The sequence below is a fragment of the Microbacterium sp. SD291 genome (assembly GCF_017355365.1).
GTDB lineage: Bacteria > Actinomycetota > Actinomycetes > Actinomycetales > Microbacteriaceae > Microbacterium.
Genome location: NZ_JADIJR010000001.1, coordinates 219,640 through 245,929, shown reverse-complemented (window position 1 = coordinate 245,929; position 26,290 = coordinate 219,640). Strand labels below are relative to the sequence as shown.

At 69.6% G+C, this 26,290-nt stretch carries 23 protein-coding genes; 14 read left to right on the top strand and 9 right to left on the bottom strand.

Annotated elements, in window-relative coordinates:
* Positions 1 to 162 precede the first annotated feature (162 nt).
* Complete coding sequence (locus tag IPV10_RS01065) at positions 163 to 1,452, top strand: serine/threonine-protein kinase (RefSeq protein ID WP_207479481.1); 1,290 nt, start codon at positions 163 to 165, stop codon at positions 1,450 to 1,452.
* A gap of 75 nt (positions 1,453 to 1,527) precedes the next feature.
* Here the strand turns inward: IPV10_RS01065 and glnA are convergent, their stop codons facing one another.
* Positions 1,528 to 2,952 carry a type I glutamate--ammonia ligase gene (gene glnA / locus IPV10_RS01060; RefSeq protein ID WP_207479479.1) on the bottom strand — a complete coding sequence of 475 codons (1,425 nt, stop codon included), beginning with the start codon at positions 2,950 to 2,952 and terminating at the stop codon, positions 1,528 to 1,530.
* A 161-nt stretch (positions 2,953 to 3,113) separates the two neighbouring features.
* On the opposite strand from glnA, the gene IPV10_RS01055 reads away from it, so the two are divergent.
* On the top strand, positions 3,114 to 3,500 hold the full coding sequence (locus IPV10_RS01055; protein ID WP_207479642.1) for an RDD family protein: 387 nt from the start codon (positions 3,114 to 3,116) through the stop codon (positions 3,498 to 3,500).
* Positions 3,501 to 3,531: 31 nt separating this feature from the next.
* Here the strand turns inward: IPV10_RS01055 and IPV10_RS01050 are convergent, their stop codons facing one another.
* Positions 3,532 to 4,023 carry an ATP-dependent zinc protease gene (locus tag IPV10_RS01050; RefSeq protein ID WP_207479477.1) on the bottom strand — a complete coding sequence of 164 codons (492 nt, stop codon included), beginning with the start codon at positions 4,021 to 4,023 and terminating at the stop codon, positions 3,532 to 3,534.
* A 25-nt stretch (positions 4,024 to 4,048) separates the two neighbouring features.
* Between IPV10_RS01050 and IPV10_RS01045 the strand changes: the two genes are divergently transcribed.
* Positions 4,049 to 5,236 (top strand): RimK family alpha-L-glutamate ligase, encoded by a 1,188-nt coding sequence (locus IPV10_RS01045; protein ID WP_207479475.1) that lies wholly within the window; start codon positions 4,049 to 4,051, stop codon positions 5,234 to 5,236.
* Between the two features lie 65 nt (positions 5,237 to 5,301).
* Here the strand turns inward: IPV10_RS01045 and IPV10_RS01040 are convergent, their stop codons facing one another.
* Entirely contained in the window at positions 5,302 to 6,012 is a 711-nt protein-coding gene (locus tag IPV10_RS01040; RefSeq protein WP_207479473.1) for a DUF4191 family protein, read from the bottom strand.
* Positions 6,013 to 6,170: 158 nt separating this feature from the next.
* Here IPV10_RS01040 and IPV10_RS01035 point away from each other — a divergent pair, with 158 nt between their 5' ends.
* A complete protein-coding gene (locus IPV10_RS01035; RefSeq protein WP_207479652.1) occupies positions 6,171 to 7,667 on the top strand; it encodes a hypothetical protein in 1,497 nt (498 codons plus the stop codon).
* 9 nt (positions 7,668 to 7,676) lie between these two features.
* Here the strand turns inward: IPV10_RS01035 and sucB are convergent, their stop codons facing one another.
* The 3 genes from sucB to IPV10_RS01020 all read right to left on the bottom strand — a co-directional run bounded on the left by sucB (position 7,677) and on the right by IPV10_RS01020 (position 12,360).
* Positions 7,677 to 9,419: a 2-oxoglutarate dehydrogenase, E2 component, dihydrolipoamide succinyltransferase gene (sucB, locus tag IPV10_RS01030; RefSeq protein WP_207479470.1), complete on the bottom strand. Its 1,743-nt coding sequence runs from the start codon at positions 9,417 to 9,419 to the stop codon at positions 7,677 to 7,679.
* A 67-nt stretch (positions 9,420 to 9,486) separates the two neighbouring features.
* Positions 9,487 to 10,860 (bottom strand): dihydrolipoyl dehydrogenase, encoded by a 1,374-nt coding sequence (lpdA, locus tag IPV10_RS01025; protein ID WP_207479467.1) that lies wholly within the window; start codon positions 10,858 to 10,860, stop codon positions 9,487 to 9,489.
* 3 nt (positions 10,861 to 10,863) lie between these two features.
* A complete protein-coding gene (locus tag IPV10_RS01020; protein WP_207479464.1) occupies positions 10,864 to 12,360 on the bottom strand; it encodes a leucyl aminopeptidase in 1,497 nt (498 codons plus the stop codon).
* A 110-nt stretch (positions 12,361 to 12,470) separates the two neighbouring features.
* On the opposite strand from IPV10_RS01020, the gene IPV10_RS01015 reads away from it, so the two are divergent.
* The 3 genes from IPV10_RS01015 (at position 12,471) to IPV10_RS01005 (ending at position 15,505) form a co-directional block, all read left to right on the top strand.
* A complete protein-coding gene (locus IPV10_RS01015; RefSeq protein ID WP_207479461.1) occupies positions 12,471 to 13,412 on the top strand; it encodes a proteasome assembly chaperone family protein in 942 nt (313 codons plus the stop codon).
* A 165-nt stretch (positions 13,413 to 13,577) separates the two neighbouring features.
* Positions 13,578 to 14,813 (top strand): RNA polymerase sigma factor, encoded by a 1,236-nt coding sequence (locus tag IPV10_RS01010; protein WP_207479458.1) that lies wholly within the window; start codon positions 13,578 to 13,580, stop codon positions 14,811 to 14,813.
* Entirely contained in the window at positions 14,813 to 15,505 is a 693-nt protein-coding gene (locus tag IPV10_RS01005) for a coenzyme F420-0:L-glutamate ligase (RefSeq protein ID WP_207479455.1), read from the top strand. The genes IPV10_RS01010 and IPV10_RS01005 overlap by 1 nt, the downstream gene beginning before the upstream one ends.
* Positions 15,506 to 15,577: 72 nt before the next feature.
* On the opposite strand, the gene IPV10_RS01000 is transcribed toward IPV10_RS01005, so the two are convergent.
* Positions 15,578 to 16,594, bottom strand: a complete 1,017-nt coding sequence (locus IPV10_RS01000; protein ID WP_207479452.1) for a sugar-transfer associated ATP-grasp domain-containing protein — start codon at positions 16,592 to 16,594, stop codon at positions 15,578 to 15,580.
* A gap of 80 nt (positions 16,595 to 16,674) precedes the next feature.
* Between IPV10_RS01000 and IPV10_RS00995 the strand changes: the two genes are divergently transcribed.
* Positions 16,675 to 17,379 carry an alanine racemase C-terminal domain-containing protein gene (locus tag IPV10_RS00995; RefSeq protein WP_307861022.1) on the top strand — a complete coding sequence of 235 codons (705 nt, stop codon included), beginning with the start codon at positions 16,675 to 16,677 and terminating at the stop codon, positions 17,377 to 17,379.
* Positions 17,376 to 18,458, top strand: coding sequence for an alanine racemase (locus IPV10_RS00990; RefSeq protein ID WP_207479449.1), 1,083 nt, complete (start codon positions 17,376 to 17,378; stop codon positions 18,456 to 18,458). Before IPV10_RS00995 ends, IPV10_RS00990 begins: the two co-directional genes overlap by 4 nt.
* Before the next feature lie 7 nt (positions 18,459 to 18,465).
* Here IPV10_RS00990 and IPV10_RS00985 read toward each other — a convergent pair whose 3' ends face one another.
* Positions 18,466 to 18,684, bottom strand: a complete 219-nt coding sequence (locus IPV10_RS00985) for a hypothetical protein (RefSeq protein WP_207479446.1) — start codon at positions 18,682 to 18,684, stop codon at positions 18,466 to 18,468.
* Positions 18,685 to 18,866: 182 nt separating this feature from the next.
* Between IPV10_RS00985 and IPV10_RS00980 the strand changes: the two genes are divergently transcribed.
* A complete protein-coding gene (locus tag IPV10_RS00980; RefSeq protein WP_307861021.1) occupies positions 18,867 to 20,966 on the top strand; it encodes a DNA topoisomerase IV subunit B in 2,100 nt (699 codons plus the stop codon).
* Between the two features lie 6 nt (positions 20,967 to 20,972).
* Here IPV10_RS00980 and IPV10_RS00975 read toward each other — a convergent pair whose 3' ends face one another.
* Entirely contained in the window at positions 20,973 to 22,190 is a 1,218-nt protein-coding gene (locus IPV10_RS00975; protein ID WP_207479443.1) for a glycosyltransferase, read from the bottom strand.
* A 32-nt stretch (positions 22,191 to 22,222) separates the two neighbouring features.
* On the opposite strand from IPV10_RS00975, the gene IPV10_RS00970 reads away from it, so the two are divergent.
* From IPV10_RS00970 to IPV10_RS00955, 4 genes are read left to right on the top strand one after another with little or no spacing between them, the layout of a single operon-like run.
* Positions 22,223 to 23,212, top strand: coding sequence for an NAD(P)-dependent oxidoreductase (locus IPV10_RS00970; RefSeq protein ID WP_207479439.1), 990 nt, complete (start codon positions 22,223 to 22,225; stop codon positions 23,210 to 23,212).
* On the top strand, positions 23,209 to 24,006 hold the full coding sequence (locus IPV10_RS00965) for an MBL fold metallo-hydrolase (protein WP_207479436.1): 798 nt from the start codon (positions 23,209 to 23,211) through the stop codon (positions 24,004 to 24,006). Before IPV10_RS00970 ends, IPV10_RS00965 begins: the two co-directional genes overlap by 4 nt.
* Positions 24,006 to 25,307, top strand: coding sequence for a F390 synthetase-related protein (locus IPV10_RS00960; protein WP_207479433.1), 1,302 nt, complete (start codon positions 24,006 to 24,008; stop codon positions 25,305 to 25,307). The genes IPV10_RS00965 and IPV10_RS00960 overlap by 1 nt, the downstream gene beginning before the upstream one ends.
* The gene (locus tag IPV10_RS00955) at positions 25,294 to 26,226 is read left to right on the top strand and encodes a 3-oxoacyl-ACP synthase III family protein (protein ID WP_207479430.1); all 933 of its coding nucleotides are present in this window, start codon (positions 25,294 to 25,296) and stop codon (positions 26,224 to 26,226) included. The genes IPV10_RS00960 and IPV10_RS00955 overlap by 14 nt, the downstream gene beginning before the upstream one ends.
* The last annotated feature ends 64 nt before the right edge of the window (positions 26,227 to 26,290 follow it).

Here is a 26,290-nt window from a genome sequence, read left to right as displayed (position 1 = left end):
CCCTGAGTTCGCGGTGCTGAACTGTCAGTTGATCAGCAGCGCTCCACCTGAGTCAAGCTGGGCGGGCTCCTGCGGCCTTGATGCGCTCCCGATCGGGCGCGTCAGCGGCCGGATAGTCTGGTCTGAGCAGGGGGCCAGACTGCGAGGAACGGGAGCGATCGGATGCCGGTATTCGATGATCAGCCGACCGAGGCGCTGCTGGACTCCCGGTACCGGCTGATCGAACGGGTTGGTAAGGGCGGCAGTGCCGACGTCTACCGCGCCGAGGACGTGCGCCTGAGTCGCATCGTCGCGATCAAGCTGCTGCGCGCCGACCACGAGTCCGTCTTCGGCGCGGAACGGGTGCACAGCGAGACGGCCGTGCTCGCGTCGCTGCATCATCCGTCCGTCGTGACGCTGTTCGATGCGCAACTGGACCCCGGACGCCCGCAGTACCTCGTCATGGAGTACGTCGAGGGCCGGACACTCGCAAGCGCGCTCGACGCCGGTCCGCTGGGCGCGCGCGAGGTGTCGACCCTCGCATGCGACCTCGCAGCGGCACTCGGCGCCCTGCATGCGCGCGGCGTGGTGCATCGGGACATCAAGCCGTCGAACGTGCTCCTCGGAGCGCCGGTTCGCAGAGGAGAGCCGTGGACCGCGAAGCTCGCCGACTTCGGGATCGCGCACGTGCTCGACGACCCGCGCGTCACCTCGCCGGGGATGGTCGTCGGGACGGCCGCCTACATGGCGCCGGAGCAGATCACCCGGGGTGATCCGGGCCCCGCGTCCGACATCTACTCGCTCGGGCTCGTCCTGCTCGAGGCCCTCACCGGTGCGCCGGCATTCCCCAGGACAGGCGGCGTCCAGTCCGCGCTCGCCCGGCTCTCATCGCCGCCCGAGATCCCGCCGTCGCTCGGACCGCGGTGGACGCTGCTGCTCACGCGGATGACGCGGACGGATCCAGTCGAGAGGCCGACGGCCGAGGGCGTGCTGTCCGCGGCATCCGCGCTCGCGGGCGGCGGACGGAATGCGTGGCCTTTCGTCGCGGGAGGAGCGGCTGCGGTCGGGGCGGCCGCCGGCGCAGTCGGCGCGGCCGCCGAAGCTGAGACCGCGACGTTCCCAGACGAGACCGGCGAGACGAAGGTCCTGCCGTCGGAGCGCCAGGCTGCGGGCCGTCGGTCGGCTCGCTGGTTCCGTATCGGCGCGGTGGCGCTCGTGGGCGCGATCCTTCTGATTGTCGCCGTCATCGCGGGAGTGTGGGCGCTCGGAGCGGCCGGCGATCCTCCCGAGCGGCATTTCAGCGGCGTCCCGTTCGTGAAGACGCCGGTGTCGACTCCGTCGGAGACGCCTGCGCCGCCCTCAGACGAAGGGGAGGACGACGATCAGAACAGAGGCAAGGATCCGAAGGGCGGGGACGACGGCGAGGACGATCCGGGGAACTCCGGCAAGGACGATGAGGAGAAGGACGGGTAGACCCTCCGCCGAGTCCTCCGGACGTGGAAGAGCCCGTCTCAGCGTGGTGCTGAGACGGGCTCTCTCACGATTGGGTCAGACCCCGAAGTACAGCTCGTACTCGAACGGGTGCGGACGCTGCGCCATCGGCAGGATCTCGTTCTCGTACTTGTAGGAGATCCAGGTCTCGATGAGCTCCTTGGTGAACACGCCGCCCTCGAGGAGGAAGTCGTGGTCCTCCTCGAGCGCCGTCAGCGAGTCGAGCAGCGAGTTCGGCACCTGCGGGATGTTCTTCGCCTCCTCGGGGGGAAGCTCGTACAGGTCCTTGTCGATCGGCTCGAGCGGCTCGATGCGGTTCTTGATGCCGTCGAGGCCCGCCATCAGCTGAGCGGCGAATGCGAGGTACGGGTTGCCAGAGGCGTCAGGCACACGGAACTCGATGCGCTTGGCCTTGGGGTTGGAGCCCGTGAGCGGGATGCGGATGGCCGCGGAGCGGTTGCCGGCGGAGTAGGCGAGGTTGACCGGCGCCTCGAAGTGCTTCACCAGGCGGTGGTAGCTGTTCAGCGAGGGGTTGGTGAACGCGAGCACTGCGTGCGCGTGCTTGAGCAGGCCGCCGATGTACCAGCGCGCGACGTCGCTCAGCTGGCCATAGCCGGTCTCGTCGTAGAACAGCGGCTTGCCCTCGCTCCAGAGCGACTGGTGCGTGTGCATGCCCGAGCCGTTGTCGCCGTAGAGCGGCTTCGGCATGAACGTGACGGTCTTGCCCCATTCCTCGGCCGTGTTCTTGACGATGTACTTGAACTTCAGGATGTCGTCCGCCGCGTGCACCATGGTGTCGAAGCGGTAGTTGATCTCCTGCTGACCGGCGGTGCCCACCTCGTGGTGCGAGCGCTCGAGGATGAAGCCGGCATCGATGAGCTTCAGCGTGATGTCGTCGCGCAGGTCGGCGGTCTTGTCGACCGGCGACACGGGGAAGTAGCCGCCCTTGTACGGGGTCTTGTTGGCGAGGTTTCCGCCCTCCTCCTCGCGACCGGTGTTCCACGCGGCCTCCTCGGAGTCGACCTTGTAGAAGCTCTCGCCGGACGTGACCGAGTAGCGGACGTCGTCGAAGATGTAGAACTCGGCCTCGGGGGCGAAGTAGGCGGTGTCGGCGATGCCGGTGGAGGCGAGGTACTTCTCGGCCTTCTTGGCGACCTGACGCGGGTCCTTCGAGTAGATCTCGCCGGTGCGCGGGTTGTAGATGTCGAAGAGCATCACGATCGTGCTCGCCTCGCGGAACGGGTCGACGTATGCCGTCGAGACGTCCGGGATCAGCTGCATGTCGGACTCGTGGATGCTGGCGAAGCCACGGATCGAGGAGCCGTCGAACAGCTGGCCGTTGACGAAGAAATCCTCGTCGACCGTCGCTGCGGGGATGTTGAAGTGCTGCTGCACACCAGGGAGATCGGTGAATCGGATGTCAAGGAACTTGACGTCGTTCTCCTTGATGTAGGTGAGCACCTCGGACGAATCTTTGAACATGGACGACTCCTGTAATGCGGATCGAAAGGCTTCACGGCCATTGTGCACAGTACGTGCGGAGGATTTCCCCGGGGTGTCCGCTTTGTTTCAGGCATGTTACGCGCCGGTAGGCTGGAGCGGTGACGGATGCTGTGAACACGTACCCCGGTGAACGACTCGGAATGCCGCAGACGGGGTCAGGCAGCATCGCCCGCCCCGGGCGCCGGATCGGCGCGCTGCTCATCGACTACACGGCCGCCACGATCATCGCGACCGGGTTCCTCGGCTTCGACCAGTTCGCGCTGCCGAGCGAGGCCGGCCTCTCGCAGTTCGCGCCGCTCGTCGTGTTCGCGGTGCTCCAGATCGTGTTCATTCCCACCGCCGGCGGCAGCCCCGGCCATCGCATCCTGGGCATGCGGCTGATCCGTCTCGGTGGCGGATGGGTGGGCCTGTGGCGCCCGATCGTGCGCACGCTGCTGCTCGTGGTGGTGATCCCCGCCGTGATCTGGGACGCCGATCAGCGGGGCATGCACGACAGGGCGGCAGGGCTCGCGCTGATCCGCGCCTAGCGGTTCTGGTCCCTGAGCCTTTCGAAGGGCCTCAGCTCGTCAGAGGGTCCTTGCCGCGGTTGCGGCGCCGCGTCTCCCGCGGAGCGCGCCCGCCGAGGAACGAGCGCGCCGGGTCGACGATGTAGCCCCGGCGCAGGGCCTCGCGGCCGATGAGCATCCGGAACCCCATCTCGTCGCGGTTGCTCAGCGTGACCTCCGCGAGCACCTCGCGATCGACGAGGCGGATGAGCAGCTTCACGACCAGCCGCGTCTGCGTGTGGCCGGAGGAGCTGCGCACCTCGCGCCGGTCGTGGACGGGCGTCTCGACGACGACGGCATCCTCCTGGCTGTGCTGCCAGGGCTTGACGCGGAATCGCACCCATTCCTCGCCCTCGCGGTCGAACTCGACCACGTCGAATGCGTGCAGCGAGGAGGTGCGCGCGCCGGTGTCGATCTTGGCCTTGATCCAGTCCACACCGAGATCGGGCAGCGTCACCCATTCTCGCCACCCTGTAAGAGTGTTTGAATGGGATGTCTTACTCACCCGACCATCCTGGCAGGTATTCTCCGTGAAGATCGCAGTGCTCTCCCGTGCGCCGCAGGCGTACTCCACCCAACGACTGCGAGCGGCCGCGCTGCAGCGGGGCCACACCGTCAAGGTGCTGAACACGCTGCGCTTCGCGATCGACCTCACCGCGGATGAACCGGACCTGCACTACCGGGGGCGCCAGCTCAGCGACTACGACGCGATCCTGCCGCGCATCGGCAACTCGATCACGTACTTCGGCACGGCCGTCGTCCGGCAGTTCGAGCAGATGGACGTGTACACGCCGAACACCGCGAACGGCATCTCCAGCGCGCGTGACAAGCTCAGGGCGAACCAGATCCTCTCGCGTCACAACATCGCGATGCCGCCCACCGCGTTCGTCCGCAATCGAGCGGACGTGCGCCCCGCGATCGAGCGCGTCGGCGGCGCCCCTGTCGTGATCAAGCTGCTGGAGGGCACCCAGGGCATCGGCGTGATCCTCGCGCCGCAGGTGAAGGTCGCCGAGGCGATCATCGAGACCCTGCACTCGACCAAGCAGAACGTGCTCATCCAGAAGTTCATCTCGGAGAGCCGGGGCCGCGACATCCGTGCCCTGGTCGTCGGCGACCGCGTCGTCGCGGCCATGCGCCGGTCGGCGGCCGGAGACGAGTTCCGCTCGAACGTGCACCGCGGCGGTTCTGTGGCCGCGATCGAGCTCGATCCGGTGTATGAGCGGGCGGCCGTCCGTTCGGCGCAGATCATGGGGCTCCGGGTCGCCGGAGTCGACATGCTCGAGGGCGAAGACGGACCGCTCGTCATGGAGGTGAACTCCTCGCCGGGGCTGCAGGGCATCGAGACGGCGACGAAGCTCGACGTCGCGGGCGCGATCATCGACTACATCGCCGGTCAGGTCGCCTTCCCCGAGATCGACGTCCGTCAGCGGCTCACGGTGTCGACCGGCTACGGGGTCGCCGAGCTCATGGTGCACGGCGCCGCCGACCTGGTCGGCAAGACGCTCGGCGAGGCCGGGCTCTGGGAGCGCGACATCACCGTGCTCACGCTGCACCGCGGCGTGAGCGTCATCCCGAACCCGCGCAAGCATGTCGTGCTGGAGCCGGAGGACCGGCTGTTCTGCTTCGGCAAGCTCGACGAGATGCGATCCATGATCCCCGAGCGCCGCCGGCGGCGGGCGAAGGTCCGCCGTCTTCCGCGGCAGCCGCTCTCGGAGTGACCGGATGACGCAAGAAGCGGCCGCCCTTGATGAGGGCGGCCGCTTCTACCGCGTCGTGGCGCTGCTCAGCGCGGGCGCTGCGAGCGGACCTTGGTCGGGTCGATCCCCTTCGGTATCGGCAGCGAGGACAGCGACTGCGAGACCGAGTCGAGGCGGCGGATGACAGCAGCCATCGTCGTCTTGTCGATCGCCTTCGGAAGCTTTTTGATGGTCTTGGCGAGGTCGGCGATCGTGACATCGCCCTCTTCGTGTCCGACGTACAGCACCGTCACCGGCACGCCGTTGGCGACTCGCGCCGCCTTGCTGCGCTCGTCGTTGACCAGGCGGGTGAGGCGCCCGCGGGAGCCCTCTCCGACGACGACCACGCCGCCGCGGCCGACCGTGCGGTACACCGCATCCTGCGTCTTCGGGTTGATCCCGACCGGCGTCTCCGACGCCTGCCAGCTGCGTCCGAGGCTGTTGCTGAGGACGTGCCCGGTGGCACCCGGCATCCCGTCGATCTTCTGGTACATGGCTGAGGTCGACAGGCGCGTCATCAGGAACATCGCGCCGAGGACTCCGAGCATGAGCCCCGAGATGCCCCAGAGGATGAGCGTCCAGATCTGGAACGGCGGGATGAGGTAGCCGGCGATCAGGCCGAGGAGCACACCGAGGATCAGGATGGCGATCTGCGCCCAGGGGAGCCACGAATAGGCCTCGCGGGTGAACCTGAAGAGGGACTTGATCTGGGAGAAGAACCCAGGACGCTTCTCGGGTTCGGACGCACGGTTTGACATGGATACAAGACTACCGATTCCGCGGTGGCCGCGATGCCGTCGTTCGCGGCCGGCTGATTCGCTGCGACTTCTCCTGCACCAGGGCCTGATTGCGACAGAAGCCTCCACATCGTGCCCTTCGGCGCCCACGCCGCCGGCGGATGCGGTGTCATGGGTCCATGACGGTCAAGGACGCGAGTGCAGGCGGTGTCGCCCTGGTGCCGGGGGTGCATCGCGTGGTCAGGACGATCGATGTGGACGAGGGCCCCTTCGCCGGCGCATTGGTGTCGGTCGGCGAATCCGTCGCCGTGCTGGTGGATGCCGTCGTGCTCGGCGGCTGGGCGGGATGGGCGCACGCCGGATCCGCGCACGTCGCCGGTCCCGTCGACGTGGCCAGGCGCGCCGGCGGCCAGGACGTGCTGCTGCCGTGGTGCACCGAGCGGATCACTGCGTTCCTCGGGCGGCGGATCACCGCGCAGGCGCCCCTCGGCGCCGGCGAGGTGAGCACGCTCGTCGCGAGCATGCTGCGCGGGCTGGACGAGCTCGGCGAGGCGCAGACGGAGGCGGTGACCGGCAGCTGGTGGCTGACCGAGGACGGCCGCCCCGTGTTCGCGATGGGCGCGGGCGAGGACGCACGTGCGGGTGCCGCACATCTCATCGCGCGCGTGCAGAAGGAGCAGTCGGACCGCGCTCTCACGCGCGTGCTCGCCGCGGTGCACGAGGGACTCGTGCAGGGCGCGGCTCGTCCGCGGATGCCGCGGCTCCAGCTCGAGCGCTGGGAGGACGAGCTGTTCGCGATCGCCGCTCCGCGGCCGCTCAGGCAGGACGTGCATCCTCCGGAGCGGGTCCGCGACATCGATGCGGTCAGGGCGGGAGCGGCATCCGCGCCGGTGACGAGCCGGCGAGGTGCGCGTGCCGTCGCCCTGGGCGAGGCCTCAGACCGGTCGCTTCGCCGGTCGCTCCCCGGCGTCCGCCGGCTCGGCGCGCGCGTGGCCGCGCTCGTCACCGCGGTGTCGGCTGCGGTGTCGGCGGGAGTCGTGCAGCGGATCGTTCGCGTGCGCGAAGCCGCCGGATCCGGATCCGGCGAGAGCGAGGTCCGCAGAGATGCGCGTGCCCGGGAAGACGCACCACGGAAGGCGTCGGACACCGCGCCGAGGCGGGGCGGGAAGCTCGCGATCGCCGGCGCGGCTGCCGCCGTCGTGATCGCCGGAGGAATGCTCTGGCCGGGAGGCGCGACCGGCGACCCGGAGGAGACGGAGAAGCCTCCCGTCGCGAGTGAAGAGCCTCGAGCCGGGCAGGAGGGGGCCACCGCAGTCCCGAAGGCGCCGAGGGCGTCGACCGGCGACGACGATCCGGTCGACGCGACGACCGCGCTGCTCGCCCTGATCGGCGTCTGCGCGCAGGAGGCTGACGCGGTGTGCGCCGGCGCGGTCGCGAACGGATCGGCGGGCATCGTGGACGAGCTGGCGGGCGTGCATCCGTCCGGCGAGGACGCTCCCGTTCTGGCGCTGGTCGACGAGTACGGCGACGTCGCGGTGGTGCGGCTGTCGCCTGGGCCGCGCGGGACGGATGATGCCGGCGCTGCCGAACCCGACGAGCAGATGATCGTGATCGTGCGCCAGAACGAGCAATGGCTGGTCCGCGACGTCTATGGCGTCGCGGACCAGCCAGGGTGATGCTGCGGGTCAGGCTCCGAGCTGGGCGGCGAACTGCGCCGACTCGAGGCGGGCCTTGACCGCACCGAGGAAGCGCGCGGCGTCGGCGCCGTCGATGATGCGGTGGTCGTACGACAGCGCGAGGTACACGTACGAGCGCACCGCGATGGCGTCCGCGCCGCCGACCTTGACCAGGCCCGGCCGCTTGACGACCGTGCCGGTGCCGAGGATCGCCGACTGCGGCAGGAACACGACCGGGGTGTCGAACAGCGCGCCGCGCGAACCGGTGTTGGTCAGCGTGAACGTGCCGCCGCTGAGCTCGTCGGGCTTCAGCTTGTTGTCGCGAGTGCGTGCGGCGAGATCGGCGATCTCGTGCGCGATCTCGGCGATGTTCTTCGAAGCGGCATCGCGCAGGACCGGCGTGAGCAGGCCGCGCTCGGTGTCGACCGCGATCGAGAGGTTCTCGGTGGCGGGGTACACGATGTCCGTGCCGTCGACGGTCGCATTCACGATCGGGAAGGCGCGCAGCGCCTCCGCGGCTGCGAGGGCGAAGAACGGCAGGAAGGAGAGCTTGTCGCCCGTCTTCTCGAGGAACGAGCCCTTGACGCTGTCACGGTAATCGGCAAGCGCCGTGACATCGACCTCGACCACAGTGGTGAGCTGAGCCGTCTGCTGCATCGAGGCCACCGCGCGCTCGGCGAGGACCTTGCGCAGGCGGGACATCGGCTGCGTGGTGCCGCGCAGAGGCGAGACCTCGAGCGGCGCCGGTGCTGCGGCCGCGGGTGCGGCGGCAGCAGGAGCCGCGGCCGTCTCTGCGGCCTTCAGGACGTCTTCCTTGCGGATGCGTCCGCCGACACCTGTGCCGGTCACGGACGCGAGGTCCACTCCCTGCTGGGTGGCCAGACGGCGCACCAGCGGGGTCACGTAGAGGTTGTCGCTCTCGGTGGGCAGGGACAGCTTCGACGCTTCGGCAGGAGCGGGAGCTGCTGCGGGTGCGGGAGCTGCTGCGGGTGCGGGAGCTGCTGCAGGTGCGGGAGCTGCTGCGGGCACCGGAGCTGCTGCGGGAGCCGGTGCTGCTGCCGGCGCCTGTGCCTCCGCGGGTGCGGGGGCGGCGGTGGGGGAAGCCGCAGGTGCTGCGCCGGAGCCGACACGGGCGAGCACGGCGCCTACGGCGACGGTCTCATCCTCGGCGGCGACGATCTCCTGCAGCACGCCGGCCACAGGTGAGGGGATCTCGGTGTCGACCTTGTCGGTCGAGATCTCGAGAAGAGCCTCGTCGACGGCCACGGTGTCACCGACCTGCTTCAGCCAGCGGGTCACGGTTCCCTCGGTCACGCTCTCGCCGAGCTCGGGAAGCACGATGTCGGTCGCATCGCCCGCAGGCGCTGCGACCGGTGCTGCCTCTGCCGGTGCTGCTTCGGCGGCCGGAGCCGTCTGCGCTGCGGGGGCGGCCTCTGCTGCCGGTGCCGCCTCTGCGGCCGGAGCGGCCTCGGCCGCCGCGGCTGCCGGAGCATCCGCAGCCGGGGCTGACGCAGTGCCGTCGCCGATGCGCGCGAGAAGCGCGCCGACCTCGACGGTCTCGTCCTCGGCGACGAGGATCTCCTCGATCACGCCGGTGACGGGGGAGGGGATCTCGGTGTCGACCTTGTCGGTCGAGATCTCGAGCAGGCCCTCATCCGCCTGCACCGTGTCACCGACCTGCTTCAGCCAGCGGGTGACCGTACCCTCTGTGACGCTCTCACCGAGAGCGGGGAGGACCACGGATGTGCTCATGACGGAGTCTCCTTCAGGAAGTTGTATGACGCTTGTCTAGCTTAGTGAACTGCGCACCGATTGGTGATCAGAGAGCGTGGAGCGGCTTGCCCGCGAGTGCGAGGAACGCCTCGCCGAGCGCCTCGCTCTGTGTCGGATGCGCGTGGATCAGCGGCGCGATATCCTCCGGGTGGGCCTCCCACGCGACGGCGAGCTGGCCTTCGGTGATGAGCTCGCCGACCCGGTCGCCGAGCAGATGCACGCCGATCACGGGGCCGTCCTTCAGTCGGACGACCTTGACGAGGCCGCCGGTCCCGATGATCTCGCTCTTGCCGTTGCCTGCGAGGTTGTACTCGTACGCGACCACGGCATCCGCACCGTGCTCGGCGATCGCGGACTCCTCCGACACTCCGACGGACGCGACCTCCGGGCTCGAGTAGGTGACCTTGGGGATCTGCGAGTCGGGGATGTTCGCCGGCGTGAGCCCGGCGATGCGCTCCGCGACGACGATGCCCTGCTGGAAGCCGCGGTGCGCGAGCTGCAGACCAGGCACGATGTCGCCGACTGCCCAGACACCGGGGACTCCGGTCCGGAGGTCGTCGTCGACGGTCACGAAGCCGCGATCCAGGACGACGCCGGCCTCCTCGAAACCGAGGTCTGCGGTGACGGGACCGCGACCGACGGCGACGAGCAGGTAGTCCGCGCTGAACTCCTTGCCGTCCTCGAGCGTCACGGTGACCGAGGCGTCGTCCTGCACGGCGGTCTGGAATCGGATGCCGAGGGAGTACTGGATGCCGCGGCGGCGGAACGCGCGCTCGAGACCCTTGCTCATCGCGATGTCCTCGTTGGGCACGAGGTGCGGCAGCGCTTCGATGATCGTCACCTCGGCGCCGAACGAGCGCCAGACGCTGGCGAACTCGACGCCGATCACGCCGCCGCCGAGGATCAGCACGCGCTCGGGGATCACATCGAGGGCGAGCGCCTGCTCGCTGGTGAGGATGCGCCCGCCGATCTCGAGTCCGGGGAGCGTGCGGCTGTACGAGCCCGTCGCGAGGATCACGTCGGTGCCGGAGTACACGTCGTCGCCGACGCTCACGGTGCGGTCGGCGTTCAGCCTGCCGAGCCCGGGGACGGTGGTGATGCCGCGCGCCTTGACCAGGCCCTCGAGCCCCTTGTACTTCTTCGCGACGATGCCCTCGCGGTAGGCGCGGACGCCGGCGGGGTCGATCCCCTCGAGCGTGGCGGTGATGCCGACGTGCGCGGCATCGCGCACGTGCTCAGCGACCTCCGCGGCGTGCAGCAGCGCCTTGGTCGGGATGCAGCCGCGATGCAGGCAGGTGCCGCCGACCTTGTCCTTCTCGATCAGCGCGACGCTCTTGCCGAGCTCGCTGGCGCGCAGGGCCGCGGCGTAGCCGCCGCTGCCGCCACCGAGGACGACGATGTCGAAGGTGTGCGTGGTCATGGGTCATGCCTCCTTGTGGGATGCTGCTGCGGTGCCGGCGGCTGATGCCTCGGCGAAAGCGATGATCGAGCGGACCATGGCCCCGGTCGGGCCCTTCTCCGTGAACCCGTAGGGCGAACCGCCGTGCTCGCTGGAACCCGCGATGTCGAGGTGCACCCAGGGGATCCGGGGCGCATCGTCCTGGTCGGAGACACGGCCGACGAACCGGCGGAGGAAGAGGCCCGCGTAGGAGGCTCCGCCGAGCCGGTCGCTCATGTTGACGTTCTGCAGATCCGCGATCGGCGAATCCATCGAGTCCTCCATGTACCCGGGCAGCGGCATGTGCCACGCGAGCTCGTCGGCGGCGTCGGCCGCGGCGAGGAACTCGGCGACGGTGCCGTCGTCTCCGAAGACGCCGGTGTGACGGTGGCCGAGCGCCGCGATGATCGCACCGGTGAGGGTCGCGACGTCGATGATGACGTCGGGATTCTCGCGGCTGGCGGCGACCAGGCCGTCGGCGAGGACCAGACGGCCCTCGGCATCCGTGTTCAGCACCTCGACCGTCGTGCCGTCCAGGATCCGCACGACGTCCCCGGGACGGATGGCCCGCCCGGACGGCATGTTGTCGGTGATCGCGAGCCAGGCGGTGACCCGCACCGGCAGGCGGAGAGCTGCGATGGCACGCAGCGCGGCGAGGCTGGTCGCGGCCCCTGCCATGTCGAACTTCATGCCGACCATCGAGGCCGCCGGCTTCAGGGAGAGGCCGCCGGTGTCGAACGTGATGCCCTTGCCGACGAGGGCGATGTGCCGAACGGCGTCGGCGGGGGAGTACTCGAGCCGCACCAGGCGCGGCGGCCGGTCGGAGCCCTGCGCCACGCCGAGGATGCCGCCGAACCCCTGCTCGGCGAGGGCGGTCTCATCCAGGATCTCGACCGAGACGTCGAGGTCCCTGACGCTGTCGACGGCGCTCTGCGCGAGCTGGGCCGGACTCTGCCATTCGGCCGGAACGAGGACGAGATCCTTGATGAGAGCCACGGCCTCGCCGACCGCGGTCGCGCGGGCGACGGAGGCTTCGTCGATGTCGGCGTGCAGGACGACGGCCGACGCGCGCGGCTTGCCCTTGTCCGCCTTGTAGCTGTCGAAGCGGTATCCGCCGAGCGCTGCGCCCTCGGCAGCGGCGTCCGCGAAGGCCTCGAGGCCGGGGGCGAGGGCCACCGCGACCGTGTCGAAGCCGGTGAGGGTGCGCAGAGCCGCGCCGACCGCGTTCCGAACCGACAGGCCGGTCGGCGCCGGACCGGCGCCGATGACCGCGAACGGGAGCGCGGAGATGTCAGGGGCGTGCACGCGTGCGAACGCCGAGGCGGCCCCTGTGAAGCCGATGCCCTTCAGCGAATCGGCAAGGCCGGGATAGGCGGCGAGCGACTCGACGGAGTCGCTGATGTCGGGCACGACGAGCACTGCGGCATCTGCAGCGCTTCCGGGGAACTGTTCTGAGGTGCGCGAGAGCGCGGGAAGCGTCATGCCTCCATCCTAGGGATCGGCCAGGGGGCATCGGGCGAGGCGCTGTGGCCGCGTGTTCGCTCTCAGCATGACCCCGCCCGCCCGTCCGACACGGCTCGTAGCATGGACATATGCCCTTCTCCGGAGAGATCCACGAACGAGTCGCGAATGCGCCAGCAGTGCCGAGCGGACTGCCCCTTGTGATGCTCCTCACCGGATTCACCGACGCCGGCAGTGCCGTCGCGGGACTGATCGAGCACCTGCGGGAGACGACGTCGCCGCAGCCGATAGTCGTTTTCGACAACGACGTGCTGCTCGATTACCGGGCGCGTCGCCCCGTGATCTCCTTCGATCAGGACCACCTGACCGAGTTCCGGCCGGCGCGGCTCGAGCTCTCGCTCGCGACGGACGCGCTGGGCCAGAAGTTCCTGCTGCTCTCCGGCTACGAGCCGGACTTCGCGTGGAACGCGTTCGCCGCGACCGTTCTCGAGCTCGCGGCGGAGTTCGAGGTGTCGGGCCTCAACTGGGTGCACTCGATCGCCATGCCGGTGCCGCACACCCGTCCGATCGGCACCACGGTCAGCGGCAATCGCCGTGAGCTCACCGTCGCGCATTCCGTGTGGCGGCCGCGCACGCAGGTGCCCGCCACCGCGGGGCATCTGCTCGAGTTCCGCTTCGCCGAGCGGGGTGACAGGGCGGTCGGGTTCGTGCTGCTGGTGCCGCACTACCTGGCGGAGACCGAGAACCCTGACGCGGTGATCACCGCAGCCGAGCGGCTGATGGCCGCGACCGGTCTCGTGCTGATGCTCGACGAGGTGCAGGAGCGCCGCCAGGACTACATCACGCGCGTCGACGAGCAGGTCGCGGGCAACGATGAGCTGCAGCAGATGGTGCACAACCTCGAGCGCCGGTACGACGCGTACATGGCGGGCCGCGACCCCGAGGACGGCTCCTACGACGAAGGCGGCTTCAGCGAGCGCGACATTCCCAGCGCCGACGAGCTCGCCGCCGAGCTGGAGCGCTACCTCGCCTCCCGGCCGACCGGCGACGATGACAAGCCGGGGCGCGGCTGAGCTTCTGCGGACATCTTCGCCGGAATGCACCCGCATGCCCACACGTATGCGATACTAGGAGTCTGACCCGTTGTCAATCGATCTTCCCGAAGATCGGACTTGACAAGGGTCTTACTAGTGTCCGAAAGTCCCGGGGCGGCCCGGCCGCTCCGTGAAAGGCGAAACGTGACTCCTGCCACGACAAACAAAACCCGGACGAAGAAGACCGCTGACGCGCCTGAGGTCGACGCGAAGGTCGAAGAGGCGGCGCCGGAGAAGCCCGCGCCCAAGACCGCCGCGCAGCGCGCGGCGGCGAAGCGGGCTCCCGCGAAGAAGAAGAAGGCGGAAGACATCGTCGAGGATGACGAGGCTCCTGCCGTCCCGGAGGCCGACGAGGACGACGAGGACGCGAAGCCGAAGTTCACCGAGCCGCTTCCCACCGGCGCGATCGTCATCTCGACCAGCGATGAGGACGACGTTCCGGTCTACTCGACGCAGATCACCGGCGCGACGGCCGACCCGGTCAAGGATTACCTGAAGCAGATCGGAAAGGTCGCGCTCCTGAACGCGGCCGAAGAGGTCGAGCTCGCGATGCGCATCGAGGCCGGCCTGTTCGCCGAGGAGAAGCTGTCGGCCATGTCGGCCGCCGAGAGGACTGGCCAGCTGGGCCTGGACCTGCAGTGGGTCGCCCGCGACGGCCAGCGCGCGAAGAGCCACCTGCTCGGTGCCAACCTGCGCCTCGTGGTCTCGCTCGCCAAGCGCTACACGGGCCGCGGCATGCAGTTCCTGGATCTGATCCAGGAGGGCAACCTCGGTCTGATCCGCGCCGTCGAGAAGTTCGACTACACCAAGGGCTTCAAGTTCTCCACGTACGCGACCTGGTGGATCCGCCAGGCGATCACGCGCGCCATGGCGGACCAGGCCCGCACCATCCGCATCCCGGTGCACATGGTCGAGGTCATCAACAAGCTCGCACGCGTCCAGCGGCAGATGCTGCAGGACCTCGGCCGCGAGCCCACCCCCGAGGAGCTCAGCCGCGAGCTGGACATGACGCCCGAGAAGGTCGTCGAGGTCCAGAAGTACGGCCGTGAGCCGATCTCGCTGCACACCCCGCTCGGCGAGGACGGCGACAGCGAGTTCGGCGACCTCATCGAGGACACCGAGGCAGTGGTCCCCGCCGACGCCGTCGGCTTCACGATGCTGCAGCGTCAGCTCGAGCAACTGCTCGACTCGCTCTCCGAGCGCGAGGCCGGTGTCATCCGGATGCGCTTCGGACTCGGCGACGGCCAGCCGAAGACGCTCGACCAGATCGGAGACACGTTCGGCGTGACGCGTGAGCGCATCCGCCAGATCGAGTCGAAGACCATGGCGAAGCTGCGCCACCCGAGCCGCTCCCAGTCGCTGCGGGACTACCTCGAGTGATGCAGGCGAACGAGGGCAAGGCGCTCGAGGCGAGCGTCGACGGCACGAGCTATGCGCGCATCCCGCTGAAGACTCGCGTGATCATGCCCGGCGACGACCTTGACGCCGTGATCACGGAGTACGCGAAGGATGCCGTGCAGCCGGGCGACCTGCTGTTCGTCACCGAGAAGATCGTCGCGATCACGCAGGGGCGGTCCTACCGCCTCGACGAGATCGAGCCGCGACCGCTCGCGCGCTTCCTGTCCCGGTACGTCGTGCGCACGTCGTACGGCATCGGCCTCGGCATGCCGGAGACCATGGAGATGGCGCTGCGCGAGTGCGGCACGCTGCGGATCCTCTTCGCCGCGGGCGTCTCGGTCATCACGAAGGCGTTCGGGCGCAGCGGCGACTTCTACCGCATCGCCGGCGACAAGGCCCGTGCGATCGACGGCCCGACCAAGAACACGATCCCGCCGTACAACGAGGCGGTCGTGCTGGGCCCGAAGAACCCGCGCGAGGTCGCTGCGCGCCTGCAGAGGCTGCTCGGCGGAGCCCTCGATGTGGCTGTCGTCGACATCAACGACATCGGCGGGAACATCCTCGGATCGACCCTCGACAAGGCGGGTGAGCGCCGCCTCGTGCAGATCCTCGGCGACAACCCGCTCGGCCAGGCCACGCAGTCCACGCCCATGGGCATCGTCCGCGCAGTCTGAGCCGCTCACGCGCGGCGCACACAGCACGAAGGCCCGGATGCTCAGCATCCGGGCCTTTCGCGTGCTCCGGGCTCAGAACCCGATCGCCGCCTGGTACCGGGGCTTGTGACCGGTGCGGATGCCGGTGACGCTGGGCTTGTTCTCGTAGACCCCGGCACCCCAGTTGCCCTCGACGAGCACGGGACCCTCGGGGGTCACCACGATGTCCCAGCCGACGTACTGGACCTGCGGGACCACTCGTGCGACCTGATCGACGAACTCGCGCACCTCGTCCATCATGGGCAGCTGGAACTCGGCGATCGGGAAGCCGGAGTCAGGGTGCGTGACGTGCACGTGACCGTGCGAGTCGTAGCCGGGGCCGATCGCCCGGCCGTTCTCGTCGAGCATCGTGTAGAAGCCGCCGAAGCTCATCTGGTCGCTCACCGCGCCGCGCCCGAACTTCTGCGCCATCGCGAGGATATGCGTCTTCTCGCCGTCGAAGAACGCGGTCACTCGCGTCGTGTTGACGGTGCCGGGGCAGACCGCCGCGAGGTCGGCGTGCTGGCGGATGACCTCCTCCACCAGGACCTGTTCCTTCGACAGGAGCTCGGCGTGGAACGCATCCCAGTCGGTCACGTCGGCGGCGTGGTACCTGTGCACGCCGGTGCCGGCCTGACCGTGGGTCTCCTTGACGACGATCGTGCCCTGGCGCTCGGTGAACGCGCGCAGCTCGTCGGCGTTGCCCTCCGTGATCAGCATCCACTCGCGCTTGAGGAACGCGTCGAAGCGGGCGTCGAACTCCGCCTTGTCGTGGAAGAGGTGCCGGTAGTCCGGGTGATCGTACTTCTGGGAGATCTCGTTGGACACCGGGTGCGTCATGTACGTGTCGCGCTCGGCCTTCGTGAGGATCGCGAAGTCGTAGTCGATGTAGTCCTGGAACCCGACGTTGTGCCGCCCAGCCGACCACAGCATGTCGGCGACGACCAGGGGCACGGCCTTGCCGTGCTGCGCTGACGCCTCCTTGGCCCGCTCGATCACCGAGGCGACGTCGATGCGACGGGCGCGCGCGAGCAGATAGCGGACGCGGGGCACGAGGGAAAAGCGTGACATGGATCTCCAAGGTCGGGTTCCCCTCCAGTCTACGGTGGGGCCGCAGGGCATCCTGAGAAGCCGGAGCTAGGCTGGAGCACGTGTGTGAGACGACTTCCAGCGCCCGCCCGCGCGCGATGATCTCCCGCTCCGCGCTGTCGGCCGCGTCGGCCGCGGCGGTCGCATCGGGGTTCCGCGTCGCCGATCTCCGTCGTGACGCCTGGGGGCACGGAGTGCTGGGCGTTGCGCAGACGGTGACCGCCTCGGGCGTCGGAGCCGTACTGGTCGACAGCGACAGCGAGGCCGGGATGCTGCGGCTGGAGGGCATAGACGCGGTCGTCGAGGGTGAGCCCGACATCGATCCGGTGCTTCTCTACGGACTCCCCGACGAGCAGGGCGTCCTGGTCGGCCGACCGGCGATGCGCCTCACCGGTCGGGTGCTGTCGACGAAGAGGCTCAAGGCCGGCGACGCGGTCTCCTACGGCTACACGCATCGCGCCGCCGCTGACACCGTGGTGGCACTGGTCACCGGCGGCTATGCGCAGGGCATCGTCCGCGCGCTCGGCAACGAGGCGCATGTCGAGGTCGATTCGGTCGTGCGGCCGATCGTCGGGCGCGTCGCGATGGACGTGTGCGTTGTCGACCTGCAGGGCGCGGATGCGGCGGTCGGCACCGAGGTGACGTTTTTCGGCGGCAGCGGACCCGCGGCGCCGGCGCTGGCGCGCTGGCATGCGGTGACCGGGCTCAGTGTCGCCGAGCTCGTGACGGTCGCCGGTGCCCATGCGATCCGGGGGTGGGAGGCGTGAACCGGCCCGAGCTGCGCATCCACACCGAGCGCTTCCTCTCGAACATCCGGGCCGTGCGAGAGCGGATCGCCCCCTCGGAGCTGATGCTGGTCCTGAAGGACGACGCATACGGTCACGGCCTGAGCTGGGCGGTCGAGGCCGCGGAGCGCGGTGGAGTGGGCTGGTACGGCAGCTACGACGTCCGCAGCGCACTGGAGGTGCGCAGAGTCCTCCAGGCGGACGCGCGGATCTTCGCCTGGGCGACATCGACGGATGCCGAGATCGACGAGGCGCTGCTCCACCGGATCGATCTCGGCGTCGGCACGGCGGAGTACCTCGCGCGCATCGTGTCCCGTGCGCAGACGCTGGGCCTCCGCGCCGGCGTGCATCTGAAGATCGACACCGGCCTGCATCGCAACGGCCTGCTGCCCGAGGAGTGGGAGCAGACCGTCGCGGCGGCGCGCGCCGCAGAGGCCGGAGGGCACGTCGCGCTGGTCGGCGTCTGGAGCCACCTCGCCGAGGCCAGCGATGCGGAGGACGACGAGGCGCAGCGGGTCTTCCTCGAGGCCGTCAACCTGACGGGGGACCCGGCAGAGGCGCCGCAGGTGCTTCACCTCACGGCATCCGCCGCGTCATGGTGGCGGTCGGAGCTGCGCGGATCCCTGTCGAGGATCGGAGCGTTCTGCTACGGCATCCGCTCCGCAGACGGCCCCGAGCTCGCCGGAATCACGCCGGTGGCGGAGCTGGTCGCAACCGTCGTCGACGTGGTCGACGACTGCGCCCTTGTCGGCATCGGGTCCTTCGACGGGCTGCCCTCGACCCTCGCCGGAGCCGCCGTGGGCACACCCGCCGGAGCCAGGGCCCTGGAGCGGATCGATCATCTGGCGTCAAGGGTCGCCGGCTGGCCCGGGATGGCCGTCGGCGACGAGATCGTGCTCTTCGGCCCTGGGGGCCAGGGCGAGGAGAGCGCCACCTCCCTCGCAGAGCGCATCGGCACCGTCGGCGAGGAGATCCTCACCCGGCTCACCCCACGGGTGCGCCGAGTGATCGTCAGCCCTTCGACAGCCTCAGGGACCCAGGCGCTTCTGCGGGGCGACTGAGCGGCTGTCAGACCGTCTCGACGAGGCGCGCGGTCTCGTCGTGCCAGCTGGTGGCGATGCTGCGGAGCTTCTCCTCGTACTTGCGGCCGTGGTGGGCGCAGAAGAGCAGCTCGGATCCGTTGACCTCGGCGGCGATGTACGCCTGAGCGCCGCAGGAATCACAGCGATCCATCGCGGTCAGGCGGAACTCGACGGCGGAGGTCTCACGTTCGGTCGTTGCGTTCATCTCGGTGCCTCCTAGAGTGTCGGGTTCACGGTCGGGACTTGATCAATACAACCATGCTCAACCTGGAGGCATGCCCGGATATCGGCGTGTTTCGCTCACCGCGTACGCGGGCGCCATGGGATGGACAAACGCGGGGAGTGTCTGCCGGGTCCGAGACCCGGCCGCGAATAGACTCGGAGATTGTGACCGCCGAGTATTCCGCCCATCATCTCCAGGTGCTCGAAGGGCTCGAGGCCGTCCGCAAGCGACCGGGCATGTACATCGGCTCGAACGGATCGCCGGGCCTGATGCACTGCCTCTGGGAGATCATCGACAACGCCGTCGACGAGGCCGTCGCGGGCAACGGGTCGAGGATCGACATCATCCTGCACCCCGACGGCAGCGTCGAGGTGCACGACCAAGGCCGCGGCATCCCGGTCGACGTCGAACCGCGCACCGGACTGACGGGTGTCGAGGTCGTGTTCACCAAGCTCCACGCCGGCGGCAAGTTCGGCGGCGGGTCGTATGCGGCATCCGGCGGTCTGCACGGCGTCGGCGCGTCCGTCGTGAACGCGCTCTCCGAGCGGCTCGACGTGGAGGTCGACCGCGGCGGCAAGACCCACGCGATGTCCTTCCACCGTGGTGAGCCGGGGATCTTCAAGGACTCGGGGGAGAAGCGCCCGGATGCGCCGTTCTCGCCGTTCGAGGACAAGAGCGAGCTGCGGGTCATCGGCAAGACCGCCCGCGGGGTGACCGGCAGCCGCGTCCGGTACTGGGCCGATCGGCAGATCTTCACGAAGGACGCGGCGTTCCAGCTCGCCGAGCTCGAGACCCGCGCAAGGCAGACGGCGTTCCTCGTGCCGGGGCTCGAGATCGTGATCAGGGACGAGCGCGCCGCGGCGGCCGAGGGCGACCGCGCGCTGAACGAGACCTCCCACCGCTACGAGGGCGGCATCTCCGAGTTCGTCGAGTACCTCGCCACCGACGCCCCGGTCACAGACACGTGGCGGATCCAGGGCGAGGGCGTCTTCAAGGAGACGGTCCCTGTGCTCCAGGCCGACGGGCACATGGTCTCGACCGAGGTGGAGCGGGTCTGCGGCGTCGACATCGCGCTGCGCTGGGGAACCGGCTACGAGACGACCGTGCGCTCGTTCGTGAACATCATCTCGACGCCCAAGGGCGGCACCCACCAGCAGGGTTTCGAGCAGGAGATGCTCAAGACGCTGCGCGCGCAGGTCGAGCAGAACGCGCGCCGGCTGAAGGTCTCGGCGTCCGACAAGCTCGAGAAGGACGACGTCCTCGCGGGTCTCACCGCGGTGCTCACGGTCAACGTGCCGGAGCCGCAGTTCGAGGGGCAGACCAAGGAGGTGCTCGGCACGCCGGCCGTGCGCCAGATCGTCGCGCAGGTGCTCCGCAACGACCTCGGGGCCCGATTCAGCTCCACGAAGCGCGACGACAAGAGCCAGGCGACCCAGCTTCTCGACAAGATCGTCGCGGAGATGAAGGCCAGGGTCTCGGCACGCGCGCACAAGGAGACTCAGCGCCGCAAGAACGCGCTCGAGTCCTCGACGCTGCCGACGAAGCTCGTGGACTGCCGCACGAACGAGGTCGAGCGCAGCGAGCTGTTCATCGTCGAGGGCGACTCGGCGCTCGGCACAGCGAAGAACGCCCGCAACAGCGAGTTCCAGGCGCTGCTGCCGATCCGCGGCAAGATCCTCAACGTGCAGAAGGCGTCGGTCGGCGACATGCTCTCAAACGCCGAGTGCGCGTCGATCATCCAGGTGATCGGGGCCGGCTCCGGCCGCAGCTTCGACATCGACGCCGCTCGCTACGGCAAGGTGATCCTGATGAGCGACGCCGACGTCGACGGCGCGCACATCCGCACCCTGCTGCTGACGCTGTTCTTCCGGTACATGCGGCCGCTGATCGAGGACGGCCGGGTGTTCGCCGCAGTCCCGCCGCTGCACCGGGTGATCGTGATGAACCCCGGCTCCAAGCCGAACGAGACGATCTACACGTACAGCGAGCAGGAGATGCACGCGCTGCTCGCGAAGCTCCGCAAGGCGGGCAAGCGCTGGCACGAGCCCATCCAGCGGTACAAGGGTCTCGGAGAGATGGATGCCGAGCAGCTGGCGACCACGACCATGGACCGCGGCGGGAGGCTCCTGCGCCGTGTGCGGATGGAGGACGCCGAGGCCGCAGGTCGCGTCTTCGAGCTGCTGATGGGCAACGAGGTCGCGCCTCGCCGCGAGTTCATCATCGATTCGGCAGGTCATCTGTCGCGCGAGTCGATCGACGCCTGACCTGCGTTACGCTCCTGCGGCGCGAGCCGCGTCGTACACGCGGAGGAGTGCGTCCCGGTGCGTGGTCTGGGCGACGTGGTCGCGGTGCGCGACCGCGGCGGCGCTCATCCGCGTGACGAGGGCAGGGGCGTCGCGGAGCTCACGGAGGGCTGTGGCGAGGCCTGCGGCATCCGGTGTCCTGGTCACCAGCCTGCCGCCCGGCGGCAGCGACTCGGCGAGATCGGGGTCGGTCACGATGACCGGCAGTCCGGAGGCGATCGCCTCCAGCAGCACCATCGGCTGATTGTCGAAATCCAGAGAGCTGGACACCACGACGTGCGCCTCGCGCATGGCAGCCAGCACCCGCGCCTGCGGGACGCCGCCGTGGACGACGATGCGTCTGGCAGGCAGGCCCGCGACGCGCCGTCGCACGGCGCCGCCGGCGACACCGTCACCGAACATGTCCGCCGTGATCCCCGGCACCTGCGCGATCGCGTCGACGAACACCTGCGGGCGCTTCTCGGGGGAGAGCCGGCCGCACCACAGCACCCGCAGCGGTTCATCCGCGTCGACGACGCGCGTCACCGGTTCGCCGATGTCGTCGAGCACCGATGCCTCCAGCCCGTTCGACAGCACCGTGACCGGCGTCCGCACGCCCTGTGCGATCAGCTTCGACGCGAAGTGTGCGGAGGGGACGATCACCTGATCGGCGTGGTTGGCCTGACTGACCATGAGGCGCCACATCCGGCGCGCCGTCCGCGTGCGCGCATACGGCTGCGCAGGATCGATCGATGCGCGGCCGTGACTCATCCGGCGCCGGTGCATTACGGCGAGAAGTGCCGTGGTGACCGACGGCATCGGGAGCACGGAGCGGGTGTACACGTCGATGCGTCCGTGCATGGTCTGCACGACCGGGATGCCGATGGCCCCGGCAGCCTCGAAACCGGCGAGGGCCGCGAACATCTCGGTGTGCACGTGAACGACGTCGATCCGCCGTGCCCGCAGCTCCGCCGTCAGGAGCTCCGCGGCCGCGGCAGGACTCCACGTGAACGGGTAGCCGTCGGGAGCGAAACGGCGGGCGGTGGGGAGCCGCACGATCGCCGGATCCGTGCTCGGCGCGGACAGCGGGGCGAACACGGTCACCTCGTGTCCGTCCTGCTCCAGCGACTCCCTGTGCGCCTTGATCACGGTCTGCACGCCGCCGAGCGTCGGCAGGTAGTAGTCGGTGACCATGGCGATGCGCACCTCACCACAGTAGGGCCGCTAGGGTGTTGACCATGTCCGGAGCCCGTGTGCTGGTGACGGGGGCGAGCGGGTTCCTCGGCGGCCATGTGGTGCGCGATCTGCGGACGCACGGGCACGAGGTCTTCGCCGCCGGACGCAGCGCCGCCGCCCTCGCGGAGGTGGCCGATGCCGAGCATCGAATCGTCGGCGATCTGGCGTCGCTCCGGACCGAGACGCTGACGGTCGACGCCGTCATCCACTGCGCAGGGCTGTCGACTCCATGGGGTTCGTGGCCGGCGTTCCGCGAGGCGAACGTCGACGGAACGCGGCATGTCGTGGAGTTCGCGCGGCGCAATGGCGTGCGCCGCATAGTGCACGTCTCCTCGCCGAGCGTCTACGCCGCGGCGCGGGACCGCGTCGGCATCCGCGAGGACGAGTTCGATCCGGCCAACCGCCTCAACGGCTACATCCGCTCGAAGATCGCCGCCGAGCGGCTGCTGCAGGATGCGCGCAGCGCCGGCGAGATCGGCGAGCTCGTGATCGTGCGGCCGCGGGGGCTGATCGGGGTCGGCGACCCGAGCCTGATGCCGCGGCTGCTGGAGGTGCATGCTCGCATCGGCATCCCGTTGTTCGACGGCGGGAGCACCCTGATCGACGTGACCGCCGTCGAGAACGCCGCAGCCGCCCTGCGCCTGGCGCTCACGCGCGGCGACGCGGCGGGCGGCGTGTACAACATCTCCAACGACGACCCCCGCCCGTTCCGCGAGCTTCTGGTCACGCTCCTGGACCTGGTGGGGGAGACCCCGCGGCTGAGGCGGGTCAGCAGACGAGCAGCGTGGGCTGCAGCATCCGCTCTCGAAGCGGTGTGCGGCGTGATCCCCGGCCGGCCGGAGCCTCCGCTCACCCGCTACACGCTGAGCACGATCGCGTTCTCGCAGACGCTCGACATCTCCCGCGCGAAGGACGAGCTCGGCTATCGTCCGCAGGTCTCGCTCGACGAGGCCCTCGCCAGGGTCGCCGCCCATCTGCGGGCCGGCGCATGACGGGCCGGCTCCGTCACTACACGTGCGGCAGCACCACCCACGACGTCGGCGCGATGTTCCGCGGCGCCGCGAAAGACGTCAGGGAGTTCCCGTCCGGCGTCTTCCTCTTCGACGCGGCCGACGGCCGCCGCGTGCTGTTCGACACCGGCTACCGCACCGGTGAATGGCGCACCGGATGGCGCGGCGCCGCCTACCGCCGCCTTCTTCCTCCCCGCGTCGCGGATGCTGACGACATCGCCGCGCAGCTCGAGGGCGACGGCGTCGACCCCGGCTCAGTCACTCACGTCGTGCTGTCGCACCTGCACCCGGATCACGTCGGCGGCGTCCACCGGTTCCCCACTGCGACCTTCGTGCTCACCGAGGGGATGCTGCGCACACTCGCCGCCCCGCGGCTGCGCACAGGTGTGCTGCCGCGACTCCTCCCGGAGTGGTTCCCGACTGCGAGCCGCATCGTCCTGGACGACGCGGCCTTCCGTCAGGTCGAGGTGCACGGCGTACGGCTGCGCGCGGCGGATGTGCTCGGCGACGGCTCGTACCTGGTCGTCGAGCTGCCGGGACACGCCGACGGTCACGTCGGAGCGCTCGTCGAGGGGAGCGTGCTGCTCGCCGGCGATGCGGCCTGGGGCAGAGACCTCCTGGACGCGAGCTCAGGACTCCGGCCGATCCCGAGAGCCGTCCAGCACGACCCCGCGCGCTACGAGAGCACCGCGCGGGCCCTGCGCGCCCTCACTGATGCCGGCATCCGGATCGTCTGCAGCCACGACCCCCTCGGGGAGAGGGAGCTGCTGACCTGATGGGGAGGCTGCGCATCCTCGCCGAGTTCGCCGCCGTGCGCTGGCTGCGTCCACTGCGTTCGCGCGCCGCGATCGAACGGCGCCAGCGCCGGCTCCTGCGCGCGCATCTGCGGTTCCTTCGGCGGAAGTCGCCCCACTTCGGCGAACTCCTCGCGAGCGGCGGCTTCGCGGAGCTTCCGCTGATGGACAAGAGCATGATGATGGGGGCGTTCGACCGGATCAACACCGTCGGAGTGCACCGTGACGAGGCGCTCTCCCTCGCGATCGCGAACGAGCGGTCCAGGGAGTTCGACGCCGACCTCGGCTCGCACTCTGTCGGTCTCTCCAGCGGCACCAGCGGTCACCGCGGACTGTTCGTCGTCAGCAGCGCCGAGCGCGACGCCTGGGTCGGCACGGTGCTCGCCCGCACGCTCCCTCGCGGCCGGCTGCTCGGTCACCGCATCGCGCTCTTCCTGCGTGCCGACAACAGCCTCTACGAGTCCGTCGGCTCGAGGGCCGTGTCGTTCTCCTACTTCGACGTGTACGCCGACATGACGGAGAACATCGAGCGTCTGCGGCGCTACCGCCCGACGCTCCTCGTCGCCCCGCCTTCCGTGCTCAGGATGATCGCGCGGGCGGCGGACGACGGGCGCTTCGACGTGATCCCGCAGAAGGTGTACGCCGTCGCCGAGGTGCTGGAGATCGCCGACGTGCAGCGCATCGCCGCGTCTTTGCATCAGACCGTCGTGCACCAGCTCTACCAGTGCACGGAGGGCTTCCTCGCGCACACCTGCGAGCGCGGCGTGATCCACCTGAACGAGGACGCGATCCTGTTCGAGCGGGAGCCGCTGGATGACGAGAGATTCACGCCGATCGTCACCGACCTGCGCCGCCGGGCGCAGCCGATCGTGCGCTACCGGCTCGGCGACGTGCTCCGGACCCGCACCGAGCCGTGCGCGTGCGGCAGCGCCCTCACCGCGATCGAGCGGATCGAGGGCCGTGAGGGCGACACCCTGGCCTTCCGCGGCCCGGACGGATCCACGGTCCCGGTGTTCGCCGACCTCGTCGCCCGTGCGCTGCTGTACGCCGACGGGTTCGACGAGTACCGGGTCGTCCAGACAGGAGCGAACCTGCTGGAGGTCGGGCTGGATGTGCGGGACGCACGCGCCCGCGAGAGCGTCCGCGCGGAGCTGCGGACGCTCGCCGACCGGCTCGGGTGCGAGACACCGGAGATCATCTTCGTACCGTACGCGCACGACGGTTCGGTCAAGCTGCGCCGAGTGGTGCGGGCATGGAGGGGGGACGGCGATGAGGAGCTGTGAGATCGCAGGGTGGGGCACGGTGCTGCCGGAGCGCACGGTGCGTTTCGGCGAGGAGGTGCGCTACCGCATCGAGGATCACGTCTCCCATCTGGACATGCTCGCCGGCGCGTGCGAGAAGGCTCTGGGGCACGCCGGCATCAGCGCGGATGACGTCGACCTGGTGCTCGGCGCCTCTGCGGCCGGCATCCAGCCGATCCCGTGCACGGCCGCGCTCGTGCTGGAGCGCCTGACGCTCACCGGCCACGCGGCGGCCTTCGACGTGAATTCGACGTGCACGAGCTTCATCACGGCGCTCGACATGGCCTCGCACCTGCTCGAGTCCGGGGCGCATGAGACGATCCTGGTGTTCTCGGGCGACGTCGGATCCCGCTTCCTCAACATCGAGCAGCGGGAGAGTCACCAGCTCTTCAGCGACGCCGCCGCGGCCGTCGTGCTGCGACGGTCGGAGGACCCGGAGCAAGGGGTCATCGCGAGCGCCCAGCGCACCTGGCCCGCCTACGCCCACGACACGGAGATCCGCGGCGGCCTGTCACGCTCGCCTGCGCAGAACTACGCGGATGCCGACCCCGCCGACTACCTCTTCGACATGGACGGGCGACGGGCGCTGCTCGCGATGATGCGGGTGCTCCCGGAGTTCTTCGCCGCGTTCCACGCCTCGTCTGGCATCGCCCACGACGACGTCGCCCTGTGGATCCCGCATCAGGCGTCGGCCGCGCTGGGGCCGATGCTCGACCGGATCGGGGTGCCAGCCGATCGCCGCATCGACGAGGTGTCCGCGTTCGGGAACATGGTGTCGGCATCCGTGCCGTTCATGCTCGCCCGCGCGCTCGATGCCGGCCGGATCGGCCGCGGCGACACCGTGATCCTGTGCGGCACTGCGGCCGGACTCACCGCGAACGTCCTCGCGCTGCGCCTCTGACGCGCGACGCGCCCGCTCACAGCCCGCGAGACTTCACGAATGTCACGTTTTTCGCCGCAGAACG

Bases quoted from the DNA above. Each gene is read 5' to 3' on its own strand.
- IPV10_RS00985 (WP_207479446.1), bottom strand. From the start codon at position 18,684: ATGAACGCAACGACCGAACGTGAGACCTCCGCCGTCGAGTTCCGCCTG.
- IPV10_RS01015 (WP_207479461.1), top strand. From the start codon at position 12,471: ATGCCCTTCTCCGGAGAGATCCACGAACGAGTCGCGAATGCGCCAGCA.
- IPV10_RS00955 (WP_207479430.1), top strand. From the start codon at position 25,294: ATGAGGAGCTGTGAGATCGCAGGGTGGGGCACGGTGCTGCCGGAGCGC.
- IPV10_RS01040 (WP_207479473.1), bottom strand. From the start codon at position 6,012: ATGTCAAACCGTGCGTCCGAACCCGAGAAGCGTCCTGGGTTCTTCTCC.
- IPV10_RS01005 (WP_207479455.1), top strand. From the start codon at position 14,813: ATGCAGGCGAACGAGGGCAAGGCGCTCGAGGCGAGCGTCGACGGCACG.
- IPV10_RS01065 (WP_207479481.1), top strand. From the start codon at position 163: ATGCCGGTATTCGATGATCAGCCGACCGAGGCGCTGCTGGACTCCCGG.
- IPV10_RS00960 (WP_207479433.1), top strand. From the start codon at position 24,006: ATGGGGAGGCTGCGCATCCTCGCCGAGTTCGCCGCCGTGCGCTGGCTG.
- glnA (WP_207479479.1), bottom strand. From the start codon at position 2,952: ATGTTCAAAGATTCGTCCGAGGTGCTCACCTACATCAAGGAGAACGAC.
- IPV10_RS01020 (WP_207479464.1), bottom strand. From the start codon at position 12,360: ATGACGCTTCCCGCGCTCTCGCGCACCTCAGAACAGTTCCCCGGAAGC.
- IPV10_RS00970 (WP_207479439.1), top strand. From the start codon at position 22,223: ATGTCCGGAGCCCGTGTGCTGGTGACGGGGGCGAGCGGGTTCCTCGGC.
- IPV10_RS00965 (WP_207479436.1), top strand. From the start codon at position 23,209: ATGACGGGCCGGCTCCGTCACTACACGTGCGGCAGCACCACCCACGAC.
- IPV10_RS01000 (WP_207479452.1), bottom strand. From the start codon at position 16,594: ATGTCACGCTTTTCCCTCGTGCCCCGCGTCCGCTATCTGCTCGCGCGC.
- lpdA (WP_207479467.1), bottom strand. From the start codon at position 10,860: ATGACCACGCACACCTTCGACATCGTCGTCCTCGGTGGCGGCAGCGGC.
- IPV10_RS01035 (WP_207479652.1), top strand. From the start codon at position 6,171: ATGACGGTCAAGGACGCGAGTGCAGGCGGTGTCGCCCTGGTGCCGGGG.
- sucB (WP_207479470.1), bottom strand. From the start codon at position 9,419: ATGAGCACATCCGTGGTCCTCCCCGCTCTCGGTGAGAGCGTCACAGAG.
- IPV10_RS01055 (WP_207479642.1), top strand. From the start codon at position 3,114: ATGCCGCAGACGGGGTCAGGCAGCATCGCCCGCCCCGGGCGCCGGATC.